Source organism: Roseovarius sp. D0-M9 (assembly GCF_037083805.1).
GTDB lineage: Bacteria > Pseudomonadota > Alphaproteobacteria > Rhodobacterales > Rhodobacteraceae > Roseovarius.
This window is the reverse complement of record NZ_JBAPKZ010000047.1, coordinates 1-16,677: the sequence shown is the minus strand read 5'-3', so window position 1 is coordinate 16,677 and position 16,677 is coordinate 1. Positions and strand designations below refer to the sequence as shown.

Genomic DNA, 16,677 nt, shown 5'->3' with positions numbered 1-16,677 from the left:
CCGGTCGGCTCAAGCACCTGCCCGCGTCACCCTACGACACAACATCTGGTGTGGTCGTGAACTGACCGGAGACCCGCACACCCACACAAACCGCGAAGAAGCCGAAAATTTCGACGAGCACGCGACTGAAAATACCATGTGCAGCCACTAAACTTCCCATCTTTACCGCCCATCACGATCTTTCAGAAAAAAAACCTAATGCAAGGAAAAGCTCAGACAACTCCAATCAATTTCCGGACGTACACACAACCAACTTGGCCTTCTCGGGGCCGTATTCATAGCGTGTGATCGTGCCATCCCTGATCTTCTCCACAACATCGTCAATGACCAATAGCGGCACCAGAAACCACTCGCGCGGGGATGTCGAGCGGCCAAATTGGTCAGGAATTTGGATGTCGAGCTGTGCTTTCCCGAAGATGCGATGGATCAAATTCTTCAGCCGAGTCCTCCAGTGCCCGGTTCACAATCTGGCGCGGCACAGGGTCTTCCACGTGCCTTTCCACGATGTCTTGCGATAAACGAGCCGTCACCTCTTCAATCTCCACCAACATCTGGTTCGGAACATCAACTCTCGTCTCACCCCCGGTGAACCTAATTTCGGTTCAACTGCGCTACCGTCTACGTCGCTGTCAAGTTCGTTTGGGGACACGTCATGCCGAAATCGATCAGATCCTCAGGATTGCTGGAACTCGGCAAGGCTGTAGCAGAACACCGCATGAAAAAGGGCATGTCACAAAGAGAGTTTGCCGCCAGCGTGGGATACCGACAGAGCCGAATATCAAAAATTGAACTGGGTCTTCGACGACTGGACATCGTCGAGTTTATCGTTCTTGCAAGGGTCATGGGCGTTGACGCGGCTTGGTTGCTCAATCGCATAGAAGCCGCAGTTCCTTCGGATCATCGGATCTGATCGCGCTTCAACTTCGCGTAGGCGTCATCCTGAACCACGCATGACCCCGAGTGCAACACAGTTCTCAACAGGCGAATGCGGAAGTCTTCTGCGATGTGATCGGCGCGGATTGACCCGAGACGCACGGCCCGCGTCGTTCGAATGAATTGGCAGTGCTGTTTTTCGCCATCCGATAGCATGGTGATGCGCGCGCGGGCGGCAGAAGCAGCGAGCCGTCGCTTGCACGCAATGGCGAATTGGCAGCCCGCCATTGACGAGGACATTGACCATTACGCTACAGAACGAAGCCTTTTTCTGGTGAAAGATCGCGCCGGGAGCCGCGCCCTGCTTTCAGTACTGTTGGGCTTTGCGCCAAGCCCTGACGAGCCGTGCGCTATCCGGCCCAGCACGATGCGGTGCAGGATCCCTTTCAAGGCTTTCGTAAAGCATATCGAGTGCCAGGCCGGAAAAGTGCGCAAAGGAAACATGGTCGTAGTCCTCGACCTTTTGTGTCGTGACGCCCCCGCCCGCCTGCAACAACCGTGACAGCCAGGGCGCATCGAACTCTGGCGCATCGGATACAGGCACTTTTCCCGTCAGGTGCTCAAAGAATTTATCTACAACCTCAGCCGCGATGGGAGCGTCATGCAAAGCTTCAAGCGTAATGCCATGCACTGCGGCACTCTGTAATGACCAATCGAAAAGGCTCCAACTCGAAGCGGGCCGGATCAACGAGCTCCAAGTTTGAACGTATCCGTTTTCCAGCCATGACAGGCCAACTTCGATTGGCCAGCTATCCGGCGAAAGACTCGAGGCTTCAAAGTCCAAGGCCGCGTAGGCCTCGATGTCAGTGGTTCTTTTCATATCGTGTTTCACCTCGTGGAAGCTACATTGGTGAAGAGGTTGGCCATTGTGCTTCAGAACGAAGAAAAAAAACGAATTCGACTGTCAGCCAGCAAAGTTCGACGGAATTGGATCAGCACAATCAGCATAGGGATGTTTATGGGGCGCACTAAAGATGCCTGATCTGCACTGAAACTTGAACGGTCCTCGGCGGAGCCGAAATAATGTGATTGCACGAAGCCCAGAACCGCCAGATACCCAATTTATACTGTAAATGGAGATATTTGCGCGCCTGAGTCCTTTAGCGAGCGGGCACATTGATTGACTTTCGCGCAAGGATTGCCTACCTCGGTCTTGGCACTCGGATGTGATGAGTGCCACGATGCGTCGATCGTTGCTGGCTGGCTGAAACGTCACCCGATAGTTCGGACAGCTGCCTTTCTTCGATCTGCGCCCAGATTGCTGCAAGTCGACACTGGAGGGGTTGAAGACCCGAAAAACAAGCAAGACCAGGTTCTGCTTGCCGCCTATCCGAAACACGGAAAGGACTACGGCATGACAGCGAAGGAATTTTCATTCGACATCGAGGCATGCAATCGGATGCTGACCGGTGTCGACAAACTCGCCCGCACAGTGGGCGTCACCCTTGGCCCCAGAGGACGAAACGTTGTCCTCGAGAACGGGCCGGGCAGACCTCACATCACGAAGGACGGCGACACCGTCGCTCGCAGCTTCGAGTTGGAGGACCGCTTCCAGAACATGGGAGCCCAGATGGTCAAGGAGGTAGCCGCTCGCACCAACAGCGAGGCTGGCGACGGCACCAGCACTGCCACCGTCCTTGCACAGGCAATCGTTCATGGGGGCGCAAAGCTGGTCGCGGGCGGTGCAAACCCGATGGAGGTAAAGCGCGGCATAGACCGGGCTGCGGGCGCAGGCATGACGGCGCTGCAAGCTGCGGCGCGCCCGGTGGATGGTCAGCGCGATATTGCAAGGATCGGCACCATTTCCGCGAATGGAGACGCCGGGATCGGTGCGCAAATCGCCGAGGCCATGGAAGAGGTCGGACCGGACGGTATTATAACAATCGACGACAGCCCAAGTCTTGAGACGACCATCGAGATAGCCCAAGGCATGCAGTTTGCCCAAGGGTATCTGAGTCCGCATTTCGTGACCGATTCTGATAAATTGACGACCACATTCGACGATGCCCTTATCCTGCTTTACGATGGAAGGCTGTCGTCGCTTCAGCCCCTGTTGCCGATCGTCGAGGCGGCGCACCAGTCCGGCCAGCCGCTTTTGATCATTGCCGAGGATGTCGAGGGCGAGGCGCTCTCTGCGCTTGTGGTGAACAAGTTGCGCAGCGGGTTGAAGGTGGCGGCCGTCAAGGCGCCGGGGTTCGGGGATCGCCGCAAGGCGATGCTGGAGGATATCGCCGCGCTGACCAGTGGCCGCATGGTCAGCCGTGACCTTGGCATGACGCTCGAGTCTGCGGGCGCGGAGACGCTGGGCCGCGCGCGGCGGGTCGAAATCACGGGCGAGAGCACGACATTGATCGGCGGCGCGGGCGACACCGCCACCATCGAAGCACGTGTATCGCAGCTGCGTCAGGAGCTGCAAGATGCCGCGTCCGGAGGCACACCTGGACGAGACGCCGAAGCTCTGCGCGATCGGCTGGCCAAACTGGCCGGGGGTGTCGCCATTCTCCATGTCGGCGGCACGTCCGAGGCCGAGGTGCTGGAGCGCAAGGATCGTGTCGAGGACGCCCTGAACGCAACGCAGGCCGCCGCCGAGGAAGGGGTCATAGTCGGCGGCGGTGTCGCCCTGATGCGCGCTGGTCGGATCCTCGAAGATCTGTCCGGGGATACGCCTGACGAAAACGCCGGTATCGCGCTGGTGCGCGATGCGCTGAACGCACCGCTGATCCGGATCGCCGACAATGCCGGGTTCGACGGAACCTTCGTGATTGGCAAGGTGCGCGATGGGCAGGCGGATACCTTCGGGTTTGACGCCGCAACGGGTGAGTATGGCGACCTGGTGGAGCGCGGCATCATCGACCCGGTGAAGGTCGTCCGGGTCGCGTTTCAGAATGCGTGCTCCGTGGCAGGTGCCATGATCACGGCGCAGGTCGCCATCGCCGATGCCGTATCGGACGACGAAGCGGCAGAAGCAGAAGTCGCGTGACACTCTGGGCGTGGCGCTGTGAGGGCACTGGGCAGGGCGTCGCTCCGCCCCGTGCCCTCGGCCTGATATTTCCCATGAAAATCGAGATTAGAGAAATGAAACAGCAATTGAGAAACCTCATCGAAAGGACACTCATCGCGCGCCCTGATGCGGCGCCAAATGAGATCCGCAATCTGATCCCCGCGCTGCGCGACAAGAGCGACGAGGAGATCACGGCGCTCATGGCAACCATCCGCAAAGAGCGGACGAAGGGCACAGGTTGACCCATCCGCGCAGAGCGGCAATTGAGTCTCCCCGCGATTCGGCCGATAAGAGACCCCTCGTGTTGACCCGGCAGAAAGGCGACCGCACTCCTTGAAGGCGGCCATGGTATGAGTGCACTTTTTGAAGAACTTGATTACTGCCCCACGCCGATCGGCGCGCTCAGCCTGCGCCGCCGGCGCGATCTGCGGCTGGGCGTGGATGTCTGGGAAATCATGCTGGGACAGGATTTCCTGATGACGAGCCATTTCACGGCCTCCGAGGTTGCCCTCGGGCGGCTTGGCATCGCGGCCTGCCGCGGCGAGACGCTCGATGTCGTGGTGGGCGGGCTTGGCCTTGGCTATACCGCCGAAGCGGTTCTTGACCAGGCGCGCGTCACCGAGCTTTGCGTGGTCGAGTATCTTGCCCCGGTGATCGAATGGCACGAAACCGGGATCCTGCCCATGGGAACGCGCCTGGCGGACGATCCGCGCTGTCGTCTGGTCGAGGGCGATTTCTTTGCCATGGCGGCGGGAGATGGGTTTGACCCGGATCGGCCCGGACGCCGCTTTGACGCGATCCTCGCCGATATCGACCATGCACCGGATCATCTGCTGGATCCGCGCAGCGACAGCTTTTACCAGCCCGAGGGGTTGCGCGCGCTCAAGCGCCATCTGAAACCCGGCGGCATCTTTGGGCTGTGGTCCGACAAGGTGACGGACCCGCGTTTTCTGCACCGTCTGGAGGCGGCATTTCCGGTCGCTTGGGCCGAGCCTGTGACCTTCGACAATCCACTGACAGGCAGGCCCTTCACCCAGACCGTATACCTCGCGCGGGCGGAGGATGAATGACCCTTTCCGGCCCGGAAGTTGCGCGCACGACTGCCATCTGCGCCTGCCCCGTCTGCGCGGCGGCCGCTGAGCATTTCCTATCGGTCGCGGGGCAAGATTACTTTCGCTGTCCTGCCTGCGAGGCACGCTTTCTCGACCCGGCGCAGCGCCTGTCGGGCGAGGCCGAGTATGCGTATTACCTGCAACACCAAAACGATCCGGGCGATGCGCGCTACCGCCGCTTCCTGTCCAAACTGGCAGACCCGCTGAACGCGCGGCTTGCGCCCTCGTCCCGAGGGCTGGATTATGGCTGCGGCCCCGGTCCTGCGCTGGCGGCAATGCTGCGCGATGCGGGGCATGACGTGGCAGTCTTTGACCCCTTCTTTGCACCTGATCCCGCACCCCTGAGCGCCCNCCCCGGTCCTGCGCTGGCGGCAATGCTGCGCGATGCGGGGCATGACGTGGCAGTCTTTGACCCCTTCTTTGCACCTGATCCCGCACCCCTGAGCGCCCCTACGATTTTGTCACCTGCACGGAGGTGGCCGAGCATTTCCATTACCCGGATCGCGAGTTTGCACGTCTGCGCGGGTTGGTCCGCCCCGGCGGCTGGCTTGCCATCATGACCTGCTTTCAGACCGAGGAGCCGACGGATTTCCTGCAGGTTGCGCTTCATGCCGACGCCTGAACGGATGCGCGTCTGCGGCAGAGCCTCTGGCGGCCAAAGGCAGCACACGCCAGGCTGGCCACGGGCCATGACTCTGTGGCACGGGCCCAAGATCGGTTGGCCCGCTTAGATCCCTGGCAACATCCGGGATCGGTCGGACCGATGGGCGCGCTGACTTCAGATGAGCCTCAATTCGCGCGTCAGCCTGCGGTCGATCAGGAAACATCCAGCAGCAAGCATCAGGCACCAGGCCCCCATGAAGAGGCTCTGTGTCGGGAAATTCACACCCGCGTCGATCAGGACGCCGGTGATGCCCGGCCCGATCGCTGTAGAGATGACCATGATCGTCACTGCCAGAGATCGGATCGCGCCGAGGTGCCGCGTGCCATAGACCACCGGCAGCAACACCCCCCAAAGGGCGCTGGCGGTGCCTTGTGTGATCCCGATGAATCCAAGCGCCACATACCATGCCCAGACCTGTTCAGACGGGGAAATCAGCGCAACCCCGATGCCCATAGGCACGAGCAACAATGTCAGCAGCCGCTGTGGCCCGAAACGGTCCGCTGCCCATCCTGCCGCGAGGGCCGACGCGACCGTCAGTGTCGCAAAGGTCGTATACCCCGGCGCCATGACCGTGAGGGTCCAGCCCTTGGTTTCGGCGATGTGAACTTGATGGAAAAAGACCACGGTGGTGATGAAACTTGGAGTCAGAAGAACCGGCAGCAGAGCGGGCAACAGCCAGTGCCTGGCAGCATCGCGTCGTTGCCAATGCAAGCCCTTGAGGCCCGGGATGCTCCTGGCGCTGGCGTTACCTTTAGGGGCGCGATCGTCTCGAAGCATGACCCACAAAAATGGGGCGATACCCATGATCAGGATCGCTGCAACGCCGAGCCACACGGGTTTCCACCCGACTGCGGCAATCAACAACACGACGAGGATGGAAAAGATGACTTCTGACGCCGGGTGCCCGAGATTGACGATGGCGACCGCCCTGCCGCGTGTCGTCTCGAACCAGCGTCCTATGGCCGTCATTGCGATATGGCTGAACATGCCTTGCCCGCAGAACCTGAGAAGAAACAGCGCCGCGCCAAGCAGCCAGACAGATTTGGCCGTGGCCATTCCAATGCAGGCCAGTGCAAACAGACAGGTGATCACCGGCGCCAACCTTGCCAGCCTGACCGTATCTGCGAATGAACCACTCCAAAACATCAGTGCGGCGGAAAGAAGCGTCGCGACCGTGTAGAGGGTCCCCCAACTCCCATCGGTCAAACCATGCTCGGCCTTGATCGCGCCCGCAAAAAGCGAAATAAACCATGTCTGGCCAAAGGCGGATGTAAAGGTGAGCAAAAAGCCAGCCGTGAGCCAGCGAAAATTCAATTTCAGAAAACTCAGCATTTTTCATATATCATGTCAGGTGGCCCACGTGGCGATCATGTCCGGCTTTCGTTCCGGCCTCTCAAGTCGCGCAATCGCGGCAGCGGATGGCAGTCGGATCGACATCAAGCCTGCGGAATCCGATGAACGCCCCGCAATCGATGCACCAACCGAACTCTTCGGCCTCGATCCTGTGAATGGCCGCTTCGAGCGCGCGGATCCGGCCATTTCTACGGGTTTCCTGCGCCGAGGCCATGGCCTGTTGCTGCATCGCATCCATCCGGCTCAGTCGGCCAACACTTTGTTGGTCAAGCTCGACTGGCCGGCGGTCGCCTGCCGTCTCCGCCGAAGAGGCGCGCAAAGCCCGCAGATCGTCTTCGATCCCTGCGAGATACCGCGACTTCAACTCGTCTGAATGAGGGTCAACTTCGTTCGTCATGCAGCAACTACAAACGAAACCTCTGCGAATGACAACATGCAAGTTTTACCCCTCCCAAAGTGCGAAATCACCCGGCGCCTTGGCTGGGCGCTTTGCACTCCTTGCAAGGCTTGATGCCTCTCCCCCACTTCAAATCCGCCAGACGCGCAGGACATGGGCAGCCTGTGAATTCGCCCATCTCAGTTTTCAAAATCCTGGACGTCGCGCCGCGCTCACTGCGTGCCGAGTTTCGGGCGCTCGGCCTCCAGAAGGGTTTGTACCCTCTGGGTAAACGCCGCTGCTGGCAGGCCCGGTGGAACCGGCTCCAGGTAGGAGACCGTGATCGTGCCGGGCTTCTTGAACGCGTGGGCCGCCCCCCAGAAGTCGCCGGAATTGACCACCACCGGCGAAACGGGCGTGCCGAGTTGAGTATAGAGCAATTCTATGCCGCGCCTGAAACGGATCGGCTCGCCCGGAAGCATGCGACTGCCTTGCGGGAACAAAAGAAGCGGCCGCCCCTCCGCGAGGGCGGCGCGGCCCTGTTTGAGCATCATCTTGAAGGCGGCAGAGCCGGTGTCCCGGTCGATGATGATCATCGGCGAGTGCCGCAGATACCACGACAAGACCGGAATGCGCAGCAACTCCTTCTTGGCGACGATTGCGACATCGGGAAACAGCACAAGATAGACGAGCGTTTCCCATGTCGATTCATGGTTCGAAATGATGATCCCGGCCTGAGGCTGGCGGTGGGCACGCCCCCGTTCGATGTAGGTGAGGCCGACGACAACGCGCAAAAGAAATATAACGCCCCTCACCCAAAGTCGCGTGAAGGCGCGGACCGCACCTGCGGGTCTGCCCGCAAGCCATAAAAACGGGATGCCGAGCGCAAAACTGCCGGTCCAGAGTGCGAACAGCCCATCAAAGGCAAGTGACCGCAGTTTGCGCTGCATTTGCGCCATCGTCGCTCTCCCTCACCTTCTCGTCCCATTACCCCGCCTGTCGTTCGCGCAAGGGTCTGACCGCTGCTGCGGTCTGGCCGGCCTTTTCGCTCTCACGCAAAGATACCTTGTTCTCATCGATATATGTCCGGGTGAGCGGCACCGCATCGACACGCCGCGCAAGCTGTATCTGATGAATGACGAGCCCTTGATAGCGAAACCCGGTTTCCGAAGACGCCAGATAGAACTCCCACATCCGAGCAAACCGTTCGTCATAGAGTGCGACAGCCTCATCCCTGCGGGCCATGAATCTCTCGCGCCAATGCTTCAGGGTTTCTGCGTAGTGCAGCCTGAGCGTTTCCACGTCCGTCATCATCAAACCACTGCGCTCAATGGCGGGCAGCACTTCGGAAAGCGACGGAATGTAACCACCCGGAAAGATATACTTCACGATCCAAGGGTTGGTGTGTGACGGCGTGGTTGTCTGGCCGATGTAATGCAACGTCATCACGCCATCGTCCTCGAGCAACTCGTGCATCTTGGAGAAGAATTCGTCGTATGACTTCGGACCAACGTGCTCGAACATACCGACCGAAACGATCCGGTCAAAGCGCCCCTGAATGGTGCGGTAGTCGCGAAGCTCAAACCGTGCCTGCGCGTTCAACTCGGCCTCTTGGGCACGGCTGTTGGAAATCGCAAACTGCTCTTCGGACAAGGTGACGCCCGTCACGTCAACGCCCTTGTGCTGGGCCAGATAGAGGCCCAATCCGCCCCAGCCGGACCCCACGTCGAGCACCTTTTGTCTCGGATCAAGAAGCAGCTTTGCGGCCAGGTGCCGTTTCTTGGCCAGTTGCGCCTCTTCCAGGTCATCCTGGGCGGACTCGAAATATGCGCAGGAATATTGGCTGTCGCTGTCCAGAAACAGCCGATATAGATCACCGCTCAGGTCGTAGTGATGGGCGACATTCATTTTTGATTTGGTAAGCGAATTGTAACCCGTGAGCCGGTTCAAAAATTTGAGGGCGCCGTGTGTCAGGCCCGCAAACCCGTCCAACTCATCAAGGGCAGTATTCCTGAACACGACCTCAAGCAGATCATAGACGCTCCCTTTCTCCATGCGAAGGGTCCCGTCCATATAGGCTTCGCCGAGCGCGAGTTCGGGATTCGTCGCCAGACGAAAGAGTGTCTTGCGGTCGGTGATCTCGACAGAAACCGCCTTTCCGGCTCCGTCACCGAACCGCGACCTGTCCCCATCTGGATAGGTGATTGACAGATCGCCTGTCGCGATCAGTCGGTCTAAAAAGCGCGTGAAATAGTTTTTCATTCGTCACCAGTATTTTTGACTTTGGTGAGACATGGGCTGCCTGAATGATAGTAATACGGATGTCGCGCGCCACACCGCCATGCGCCGTCGCCCGAGGGCGATCGATTCTCATCTATCAGGCTACAGATCACACCAAAGCATAAGCTATCAACTACGGTGCCAAGGGACGGGCATCCGGTCGTTTGCAATTGCCGGGGGATGAGCGCCCGGAGAAGCCACCCGGCGAAGCGGGTCCGATTTGCTTCCAAATAACAAAATTGTGAAATAAGGCAATGCATACCGGAATTGCGCTCAGCGCATATCTCGCGCGTCGCATCAGCTTGAGGGAGAAAAGGCACTTGGCACGGTAGAGGTTTGCATGGACGCCTTGAGGTTCAGCATCCCAAGCGTAAATGGCTACCTTTATGCCGCCACCAGCAGCTGTGAAAGCAGATGCATAGCCACGTTGTGCAACATAGGGCATCCACGTCAGATGCACCATAACATCCACGGAGACAGAAGCGATCCGTGTGACGAAGGGCACCGCAATAGCTGGGATCACCGAGGTGAGCGACTTAACGAACGTCATCGACAGGGCCACTTAAACGAGCCCGAGAAGTTCGAGCGCGGCGCCAAGATGGTCACCACGATGACCGCGCTCATCAACATTGTCAGCGGCGACCGGGCGGGTGGATGCGACATCTTGGGCGATGAACCCTTGAGTTTTCCTATGTCATCATGTCTATGCGGCATCAAAGTACAGGACCCGGTGAAAATCCGGGTGGCTCTTCCGGCCGCTGATCCGCCGGGTAACCCTATAATAATGCACTTTTGCACTGTGGACAGGCTTACAAAGGGTCTTCCAACAGAGGGTAGTATTACACTATGATATCACTTCACGACTACCGCCAACAATGGTTCGGCAATGTCCGCGGCGACGTGTTGGCGGGAATTGTTGTCGCACTGGCGCTAATTCCCGAGGCCATCGCCTTTTCAATCATTGCCGGGGTCGACCCCAAGGTCGGCCTCTACGCCTCCTTCTCGATCGCAGTGCTGATTGCCTTTGTAGGCGGACGGCCCGGCATGATCTCCGGCGCTACCGCCGCCACGGCGGTTCTGATGATCACGCTCGTTGCTGATCACGGGCTGGAATACCTGCTGGCCGCCACCGTGCTGGCAGGCCTTTTGCAGATCGGGGCAGGTTTTCTGAAGCTGGGGCGCTTCATGCGCTATGTCTCGAAATCGGTGATGACGGGCTTTCTGAACGCGCTGGCGATCCTGATCTTCATGTCACAGTTGCCGGAACTGAACCTGAGCACACCAGGCGTCTCGTTCCTGACCTACGGACTTGTCGCGGCCGGATTGGCGATCATTTACCTGCTCCCGCGTCTAACGACGATCATTCCCTCGCCGCTTGTCACGATCTTGGTCCTCACCGTGGTTGTCGTGGTCTTGGGCTTTGACGTGCGAAACGTGGGCGACATGGGCGATTTGCCCGATACGCTGCCGATCTTCCTGATTCCGCAGATCCCGCTCAACCTGGAAACCTTTCTGATCATCCTGCCATATTCGCTGGCCGTGGCGGTCGTGGGCCTGCTGGAAAGCCTAATGACGCAGAATATCGTCGATGATTTGACCGACACCAAGTCGAGCCGCGATCAGGAATGCATCGGACAAGGTGTCGCAAACACCGCCACTGGCTTTATCGGGGGCATGGCGGGGTGCGCGATGATCGGCCAGTCGATCATCAACGTGAAATCCGGCGGGCGGGGGCGCTTATCATCTTTTGCCTCGGGCCTTTTTCTTCTGATCCTCGTCGTGGGTCTCGGTGATCTGGTTGCGTTAATACCCATGGCGGCGTTGGTCTCCATCATGATCATGGTCTCGATCGGCACATTCTCTTGGTCGTCGATCAAGGCCATGTGGACACATCCCAGATCCTCTACCGTCGTCATGCTGGCGACGGTCGCCACGGTCGTCTACACCCACAACCTCGCCATCGGCGTGCTGGTGGGCGTGCTGCTCTCGGGTATCTTCTTTGCCGCCAAGATTGCGCAGCTCTTCCGGATCTCTTCCACGCTGTCGCAGGACGGACGAGCCCGGACCTACGTCCTTGAAGGGCAGCTTTTCTACGGCTCAGCTGAGGAATTCGCACGCGCCTTTGATTACGGTGAACCACTGGACCGGGTTGTGATTGACGTCACTCAGGCGCATATCTGGGACATCAGCTCCGTTCAGGCGCTGGATATGGCGATCCTCAAGTTCCGCCGCGATGGTGCGGAGGTTGAGGTCATCGGCATGAACGAGGCGTCCGAAACCATCGTCGACAAGCTTGCCATTCATGACAAGCCTGGCGCGATGGACAAACTGATGGGCCATTAAGGGGGGAAACGAATGGACAAGATACTCGCACTGCTGGATGGATCCGAATACTCCAAAAGCGTTTGTCATCACACTGCCTGGATTGCGCGCAAGATAGACGTCGGGGTCGAGGCCATGCATGTCCTTGGCCGCCGCGAGGGGGCGGAATCCACGGACCTCTCCGGCGCGCTCGGCCTCGGCGCGCGCTCGGCCTTGCTCGAAGAGCTGTCGACGCTGGACGCGCAGCGCTCCAAGCTGGCCCAGACGCGGGGTCATGCGATCCTCGAGGATGCCCAGAAGATCCTCGTGGAGGACGGCGTGCGCGAGGTCAATCTGCGCCTGCGCAGGGGCGATTTGCTGGATGCCGTACGCGATGTGGAGGACAACGTGCGCGCCATCACCATCGGCAAACGGGGCGAAGGGTCAGACTATGCGACGGGGCATCTTGGCTCCAACCTTGAGCGGATCGTGCGAACCTCCAAGGTGCCGGTCTTTGTCGCCTCTCGCGCCTTCAAGCCGATTGAAAAGGTGCTCGTCGCCTATGACGGCAGCGCAAGCGCCAAGACCGCAATCGATCAGATGGCGATCAGCCCGGTCTTTACCGGCCTCGATATCCGCGTCTTGTGCATCGGCAATGACGAGGCCCGCGCCGAGGCGACCGCGGCTGAAGCCGTGTCCAAGTTGCACGCCGCACATCTGACCGCATCACCGCGCGCCGCATCAGGCGAGCCCGAAGAGGTCTTGGGCAAATTGGTCTCCGAAGAGGGCTTTGATCTGCTGGTTATGGGGGCTTACGGCCACAGCCGGATCCGGAGCCTCATCATCGGCTCCACAACCACGGCGATGGTCCAGACGGCCAAGATCCCCGTTCTGCTCTACCGCTGATGGTCAAACGCTGATTCCGAGCGATGAAATCCGCAAAAACGGGTTTGATTGCACAGCCTGGTGCTGGTCGGTCCCGATCAAGTGGCCCTTGTTAAACGCGATGCAAACTTGCGCTGTTTAAAAGCTGTCGCTGAGCGTTGCATCATTCGGTTCTTTCTTGGTGCCTGTGAAATTGCGATAACCCTTGATGTTAAAGCACAGCTGTGACCTGAGGGGCGCGACTATTGCTACGGTCCGCACCTGAACGACGCGTAGGAATATAATGCGCAGCAGCACTGTTCATACAGTCGTAGTTGAGGTTTACACCGCAACCTGCGACCAATGCCTATGCTGACAATTTCGAGCATTACCTATTCGATCGGTGGACAGCCGCTGTTTCAGGAGGCTTCGGCTGATATCCCGACTGGCCATAAGGTCGGATTGGTAGGGCGCAACGGGACCGGCAAAACGACTCTCTTCCGTTTGATCCGGGGTGAATTACCTCTCGAAAGCGGCGAGATCGACTTGCCATCCAACTGCAAGATCGGGTGCGTTGATCAGGAAGTGCCGTCAAGCGCGCGATCGCTGCTCGACACGGTGCTGGACGCGGACACCGAGCGCGCGGCGCTCATGGCCGAAGCTGAAACGGTAACTGACCCGATGCGGATCGCAGAGGTGCAAACCCGTCTTACCGACATTGACGCCTGGTCGGCAGAGGCGCGGGCCAGTACAATTCTGAAAGGGCTGGGCTTTGACGCGGAGGCGCAGCACCGTGCCTGTTCGGAATTCTCCGGCGGCTGGCGCATGCGGGTGGCGCTTGCCGGTATTCTCTTTGCCCGACCTGACCTGCTGCTGCTCGACGAGCCGACGAACTACCTTGATCTTGAAGGAACGTTCTGGCTTGAAAGCTATCTCCAAAACTATCCGCATACGGTCATTATCATCAGCCATGATCGGACGTTGCTGAACAACGCGGTCGCGGGCATCCTCCATATCGAGGATTTGAAGCTGACGTATTTTCAAGGGCCCTATGACCAGTTCGCGCGCCAAAGAACAGAGCAACGCGCAGTGCAGGAGGCACAGGCGCGCAAATACGAAGCACGCCGCGCGCACCTGCAAGGCTTTGTGGACCGTTTCCGGTACCAGGCGAACAAGGCCAAGCAAGCGCAATCGCGCGTGAAGATGCTGGAACGGATGACCACAGTCTCGGTTCCGGACAGTTTGAAAGCGCCGGGCCTGACGTTTCCCGAGCCCGAAGCGCTGTCGCCGCCCATTGTCAATCTGGACGGCGCAGCCGTGGGCTATGGCGGCCCGCCTGTCTTGCGGCACCTCAATCTTCGGATAGATCAGGATGATCGCATCGCTTTGCTGGGACGCAATGGGGAAGGTAAATCGACCTTTGCCAAGCTCCTGGCTGAAAAATTATCGCTCTGCGAGGGGAGTGTGTCCCGGGCGTCAAAGTTGCGGGTCGGCTATTTCGCGCAACATCAAATCGACGAGCTCAATGCCGATGCATCGCCATTGCAGCATCTGACCAAGGTACGCCCCGAGGCCAGCAAGGCCTGGGGGCGGTCGCGGTTGGCAGGCTTCGGCCTTCAAGCGGATCAGGCCGACACGGCTGCTGCGCAGCTGTCGGGCGGCGAAAAGGCGCGTCTGTCGCTTTTGCTTGCCACACTCGACGCCCCGCATCTGCTGATCCTTGACGAGCCGACAAACCATCTCGACATCGAAGGCCGCGATGCGCTTGTCGAGGCGCTGACGGAATATACCGGCGCGATCATCCTTGTCAGTCATGACATGCATCTGCTCGGGCTGGTCGCGGACCGGCTTTGGCTTGTGCAGGACGGCACTGTAGCTCCCTATGAAGAGGACCTGGAAACCTACCGCTCAATGATGCTGAACCCTCCAAGCGCGCCGATTGAAAAGCCGAAACCTGTGCCACCGGTGCGCGTTTCGCGCAGCGAGATCGCCACTTTGCGCGCAGAAGTACGCAATTGCGAGACCCGACTGGCGAAGCTGAATGAAATGCGTGACCAGTTGGCAACCAAGCTTTCCGATCCGGCACTCTATGACGCTGAGATGGGGGGACAAGCCGATATCTGGCAGAAGAAATATGTCGAGGTCATGGAGGGGCTGGAGCGCGGCGAAGAATTGTGGACAGACGCGATGGAGAAACTGGAACAGGCTTCGGTGCAGGCGAAATAGTCGTTTGTTCAGTTGGCAAAACTGCCCTGTGCCTAAATTTGCACACTGGAAATATCCGCTGAACAGGCCCACAAATTTACGCGCGCGCACCGATTTTTTAGCCCGACCTTGCCACTCTGACTTAGGTAGTACCAAAATGCGTTGGTCGTTGCTGGCTGGAAGATCAAGCTGATAGCTTGAGCAGCAGCCGTCCTTCGATGTGCGCTTTTTCACGACGACGCACCCCCATACTTCCTTGAGAAACGCGCGCAGATACCAAACGCGGCGGACGATCATGGCAGGCCTCCGAATGGCTTGCCACGCAAAGCGACAGCGTGCTCATGGCTTGGCTACCGGAGCCGCAATGCAACTCGTGTCCGTCGTCGGACATGTTTGGGCTTGAGTGGTCGTTTCTGACCGACAATCCGGCCCTTGTTCCAAGCGGGGCGAAGCGCGCGAATGGCAGGTAAGTTTGGTGTTTCCATGACTGATCCTCCGTTTCGCCATACCCTCCCACGACGACAAACCGACGTTGACATGCGCCGTATACCACATGTTGCTGCGCTGCGTCCGAGGTCTGCTCTGATCCCAATCTGTATCCCAGCGAATAGCTGTTTTTGGGAAGGCATAGTTGGGATGTGCCTAAGCGTTTCCCAACAAATCTCGCCCGATGCGTTCAAAGATTGCGCTTCCGATCGGAATCAAATCATCGGGGAAATCGTAGTCTGGATTGTGCAAGGCCGCATGATCTTCGCCGGACCCCAAGCACAACATCGCGGCTTTTGCGCCCCATCCAAATACGCCGAAATCCTCCGATGCACGCATCGGCACGCTCTCTTGCCCGTGAGGAACACCGATTGCTTCCATCGCCCTGGTTGCGACATCATAGGCGCCCGCGTCATTTACCGAAGCCGCGAAATGGTCGTGGATCTCGAACGCTACGCCAAGCCCGTATTCGTCTGCAACAGCACATAACACCAAAATCCACCCGCGCTTTCCTCCTTGTCAGATTTGTCGCCGCTGCAACTCACGCTGACAGCAGCCACAAACCTTGGACCTTCCGGACCTTCGCTGCGCGCGCTCGATTTCTGCTGCGCCTGCGAAGGCGTCCGTAGGAAGGTCGGAGAACGGTCATTTTGCGGATGCGATGGATCAAGATCAATGTCCTTCAAGCGGACTTTCCCGGCTCGGCATTTAGACGCCGCTTCAGTGTTGCAATCTGACTCTACTCTGCACATCATGGCTTACTGTCTCGAACCCGATTTAGGTGAAATGATCCTATCTAATGCTTGACCAGATGTTCACTGCGGAGAATTTTCGCCGTACTTTCGATATCGAGAATCGCAAGGGGCTCGATTTGGCGAGCCGCTACTTCCCCACACTCGAACCGCTCACACTCGCCGTTCGAGCGAAAGTAAAAGATATACGTGATCATCGCGCTACCGAGGAGACGATGGCGGCGGACGTGTTCGAAGAAAAACGGCTTCTTCGCGGTTTGTGTGGGTGTGCGGGTCTCCGGTCAGTTCACGACCACACCAGATGTTGTGTCGTAGGGTGACGCGGGCAGGTGCTTGAGCCGACCGGCGAC

The 16,677-nt window shown here is 58.8% G+C and carries 17 protein-coding genes, 2 pseudogenes and 2 other annotated features; of the genes and pseudogenes, 8 read left to right on the top strand and 11 right to left on the bottom strand.

All coding sequences use genetic code 11. From position 1 onward, the window contains the following. Positions 1-226 precede the first annotated feature (226 nt). On the bottom strand, positions 227-439 hold the full coding sequence (locus V8352_RS19355; RefSeq protein WP_336425925.1) for a GIY-YIG nuclease family protein: 213 nt from the start codon (positions 437-439) through the stop codon (positions 227-229). 213 nt (positions 440-652) lie between these two features. Here V8352_RS19355 and V8352_RS19350 point away from each other — a divergent pair, with 213 nt between their 5' ends. Continuing rightward, positions 653-910, top strand: a complete 258-nt coding sequence (locus V8352_RS19350) for a helix-turn-helix domain-containing protein (protein ID WP_336425923.1) — start codon at positions 653-655, stop codon at positions 908-910. Between the two features lie 330 nt (positions 911-1,240). On the opposite strand, the gene V8352_RS19345 is transcribed toward V8352_RS19350, so the two are convergent. Next, positions 1,241-1,765: a 3'-5' exonuclease gene (locus V8352_RS19345; protein WP_336425922.1), complete on the bottom strand. Its 525-nt coding sequence runs from the start codon at positions 1,763-1,765 to the stop codon at positions 1,241-1,243. A 522-nt stretch (positions 1,766-2,287) separates the two neighbouring features. Here V8352_RS19345 and groL point away from each other — a divergent pair. From groL to V8352_RS22040, 4 genes and pseudogenes are all read left to right on the top strand, one after another. Next, on the top strand, positions 2,288-3,913 hold the full coding sequence (groL, locus tag V8352_RS19340) for a chaperonin GroEL (RefSeq protein WP_336425921.1): 1,626 nt from the start codon (positions 2,288-2,290) through the stop codon (positions 3,911-3,913). A 74-nt stretch (positions 3,914-3,987) separates the two neighbouring features. Further along, positions 3,988-4,176 (top strand): hypothetical protein, encoded by a 189-nt coding sequence (locus V8352_RS19335; RefSeq protein ID WP_336425920.1) that lies wholly within the window; start codon positions 3,988-3,990, stop codon positions 4,174-4,176. A gap of 108 nt (positions 4,177-4,284) precedes the next feature. Further along, a complete protein-coding gene (locus tag V8352_RS19330; protein WP_336425919.1) occupies positions 4,285-5,004 on the top strand; it encodes a hypothetical protein in 720 nt (239 codons plus the stop codon). After that, positions 5,001-5,668: pseudogene (locus tag V8352_RS22040) on the top strand (class I SAM-dependent methyltransferase). Before V8352_RS19330 ends, V8352_RS22040 begins: the two are co-directional and overlap by 4 nt. A gap of 156 nt (positions 5,669-5,824) precedes the next feature. Here V8352_RS22040 and V8352_RS19325 read toward each other — a convergent pair. The 5 genes from V8352_RS19325 to V8352_RS19305 form a co-directional block, all read right to left on the bottom strand. Beyond that, positions 5,825-7,042: an MFS transporter gene (locus V8352_RS19325; RefSeq protein ID WP_336425918.1), complete on the bottom strand. Its 1,218-nt coding sequence runs from the start codon at positions 7,040-7,042 to the stop codon at positions 5,825-5,827. A gap of 61 nt (positions 7,043-7,103) precedes the next feature. After that, entirely contained in the window at positions 7,104-7,460 is a 357-nt protein-coding gene (locus V8352_RS19320) for a TraR/DksA family transcriptional regulator (RefSeq protein WP_336425917.1), read from the bottom strand. A 212-nt stretch (positions 7,461-7,672) separates the two neighbouring features. Continuing rightward, positions 7,673-8,398: a lysophospholipid acyltransferase family protein gene (locus tag V8352_RS19315; RefSeq protein ID WP_336425916.1), complete on the bottom strand. Its 726-nt coding sequence runs from the start codon at positions 8,396-8,398 to the stop codon at positions 7,673-7,675. Between the two features lie 28 nt (positions 8,399-8,426). Beyond that, the gene (locus tag V8352_RS19310; RefSeq protein WP_336425915.1) at positions 8,427-9,701 is read right to left on the bottom strand and encodes a cyclopropane-fatty-acyl-phospholipid synthase family protein; all 1,275 of its coding nucleotides are present in this window, start codon (positions 9,699-9,701) and stop codon (positions 8,427-8,429) included. 151 nt (positions 9,702-9,852) lie between these two features. After that, positions 9,853-10,281: a hypothetical protein gene (locus V8352_RS19305; protein WP_336425914.1), complete on the bottom strand. Its 429-nt coding sequence runs from the start codon at positions 10,279-10,281 to the stop codon at positions 9,853-9,855. After that, positions 9,887-9,939, bottom strand: a sequence feature (sul1 is cis-regulatory element that is thought to sense ions involved in sulfur or methionine metabolism; They are found in Alphaproteobacteria). It overlaps the preceding gene by 53 nt. A gap of 158 nt (positions 10,282-10,439) precedes the next feature. Continuing rightward, positions 10,440-10,495, top strand: a sequence feature (sul1 is cis-regulatory element that is thought to sense ions involved in sulfur or methionine metabolism; They are found in Alphaproteobacteria). Positions 10,496-10,565: 70 nt separating this feature from the next. Here V8352_RS19305 and V8352_RS19300 point away from each other — a divergent pair. From V8352_RS19300 to V8352_RS19290, 3 genes are all read left to right on the top strand, one after another. Then, positions 10,566-12,062: a SulP family inorganic anion transporter gene (locus tag V8352_RS19300; RefSeq protein WP_336425913.1), complete on the top strand. Its 1,497-nt coding sequence runs from the start codon at positions 10,566-10,568 to the stop codon at positions 12,060-12,062. Positions 12,063-12,074: 12 nt separating this feature from the next. Next, positions 12,075-12,926, top strand: a complete 852-nt coding sequence (locus tag V8352_RS19295) for a universal stress protein (protein WP_336425912.1) — start codon at positions 12,075-12,077, stop codon at positions 12,924-12,926. A 327-nt stretch (positions 12,927-13,253) separates the two neighbouring features. Then, complete coding sequence (locus tag V8352_RS19290) at positions 13,254-15,110, top strand: ABC-F family ATP-binding cassette domain-containing protein (RefSeq protein WP_336425924.1); 1,857 nt, start codon at positions 13,254-13,256, stop codon at positions 15,108-15,110. Between the two features lie 163 nt (positions 15,111-15,273). Here V8352_RS19290 and V8352_RS19285 read toward each other — a convergent pair whose 3' ends face one another. From V8352_RS19285 to V8352_RS19270, 4 genes and pseudogenes are all read right to left on the bottom strand, one after another. Beyond that, on the bottom strand, positions 15,274-15,480 hold the full coding sequence (locus V8352_RS19285) for a hypothetical protein (protein WP_336425927.1): 207 nt from the start codon (positions 15,478-15,480) through the stop codon (positions 15,274-15,276). Continuing rightward, positions 15,476-15,574 (bottom strand): annotated as a pseudogene (locus tag V8352_RS19280) (integrase); the annotation flags it as partial. The pseudogene V8352_RS19280 and the gene V8352_RS19285, both read right to left, overlap by 5 nt. 157 nt (positions 15,575-15,731) lie before the next feature. After that, entirely contained in the window at positions 15,732-16,067 is a 336-nt protein-coding gene (locus V8352_RS19275; RefSeq protein WP_442971073.1) for a M20/M25/M40 family metallo-hydrolase, read from the bottom strand. Further along, complete coding sequence (locus V8352_RS19270) at positions 16,028-16,261, bottom strand: hypothetical protein (protein ID WP_336425926.1); 234 nt, start codon at positions 16,259-16,261, stop codon at positions 16,028-16,030. The genes V8352_RS19275 and V8352_RS19270 overlap by 40 nt, the downstream gene beginning before the upstream one ends. Positions 16,262-16,677 lie beyond the last annotated feature (416 nt).

Coding starts and splice junctions, on each gene's coding strand:
- V8352_RS19350 (WP_336425923.1), top strand. CDS start 653: ATGCCGAAATCGATCAGATCCTCAGGATTGCTGGAACTCGGCAAGGCT.
- groL (WP_336425921.1), top strand. CDS start 2,288: ATGACAGCGAAGGAATTTTCATTCGACATCGAGGCATGCAATCGGATG.
- V8352_RS19335 (WP_336425920.1), top strand. CDS start 3,988: ATGAAAATCGAGATTAGAGAAATGAAACAGCAATTGAGAAACCTCATC.
- V8352_RS19330 (WP_336425919.1), top strand. CDS start 4,285: ATGAGTGCACTTTTTGAAGAACTTGATTACTGCCCCACGCCGATCGGC.
- V8352_RS19325 (WP_336425918.1), bottom strand. CDS start 7,042: ATGCTGAGTTTTCTGAAATTGAATTTTCGCTGGCTCACGGCTGGCTTT.
- V8352_RS19320 (WP_336425917.1), bottom strand. CDS start 7,460: ATGACGAACGAAGTTGACCCTCATTCAGACGAGTTGAAGTCGCGGTAT.
- V8352_RS19315 (WP_336425916.1), bottom strand. CDS start 8,398: ATGGCGCAAATGCAGCGCAAACTGCGGTCACTTGCCTTTGATGGGCTG.
- V8352_RS19310 (WP_336425915.1), bottom strand. CDS start 9,701: ATGAAAAACTATTTCACGCGCTTTTTAGACCGACTGATCGCGACAGGC.
- V8352_RS19300 (WP_336425913.1), top strand. CDS start 10,566: ATGATATCACTTCACGACTACCGCCAACAATGGTTCGGCAATGTCCGC.
- V8352_RS19295 (WP_336425912.1), top strand. CDS start 12,075: ATGGACAAGATACTCGCACTGCTGGATGGATCCGAATACTCCAAAAGC.
- V8352_RS19290 (WP_336425924.1), top strand. CDS start 13,254: ATGCTGACAATTTCGAGCATTACCTATTCGATCGGTGGACAGCCGCTG.
- V8352_RS19285 (WP_336425927.1), bottom strand. CDS start 15,480: ATGTCCGACGACGGACACGAGTTGCATTGCGGCTCCGGTAGCCAAGCC.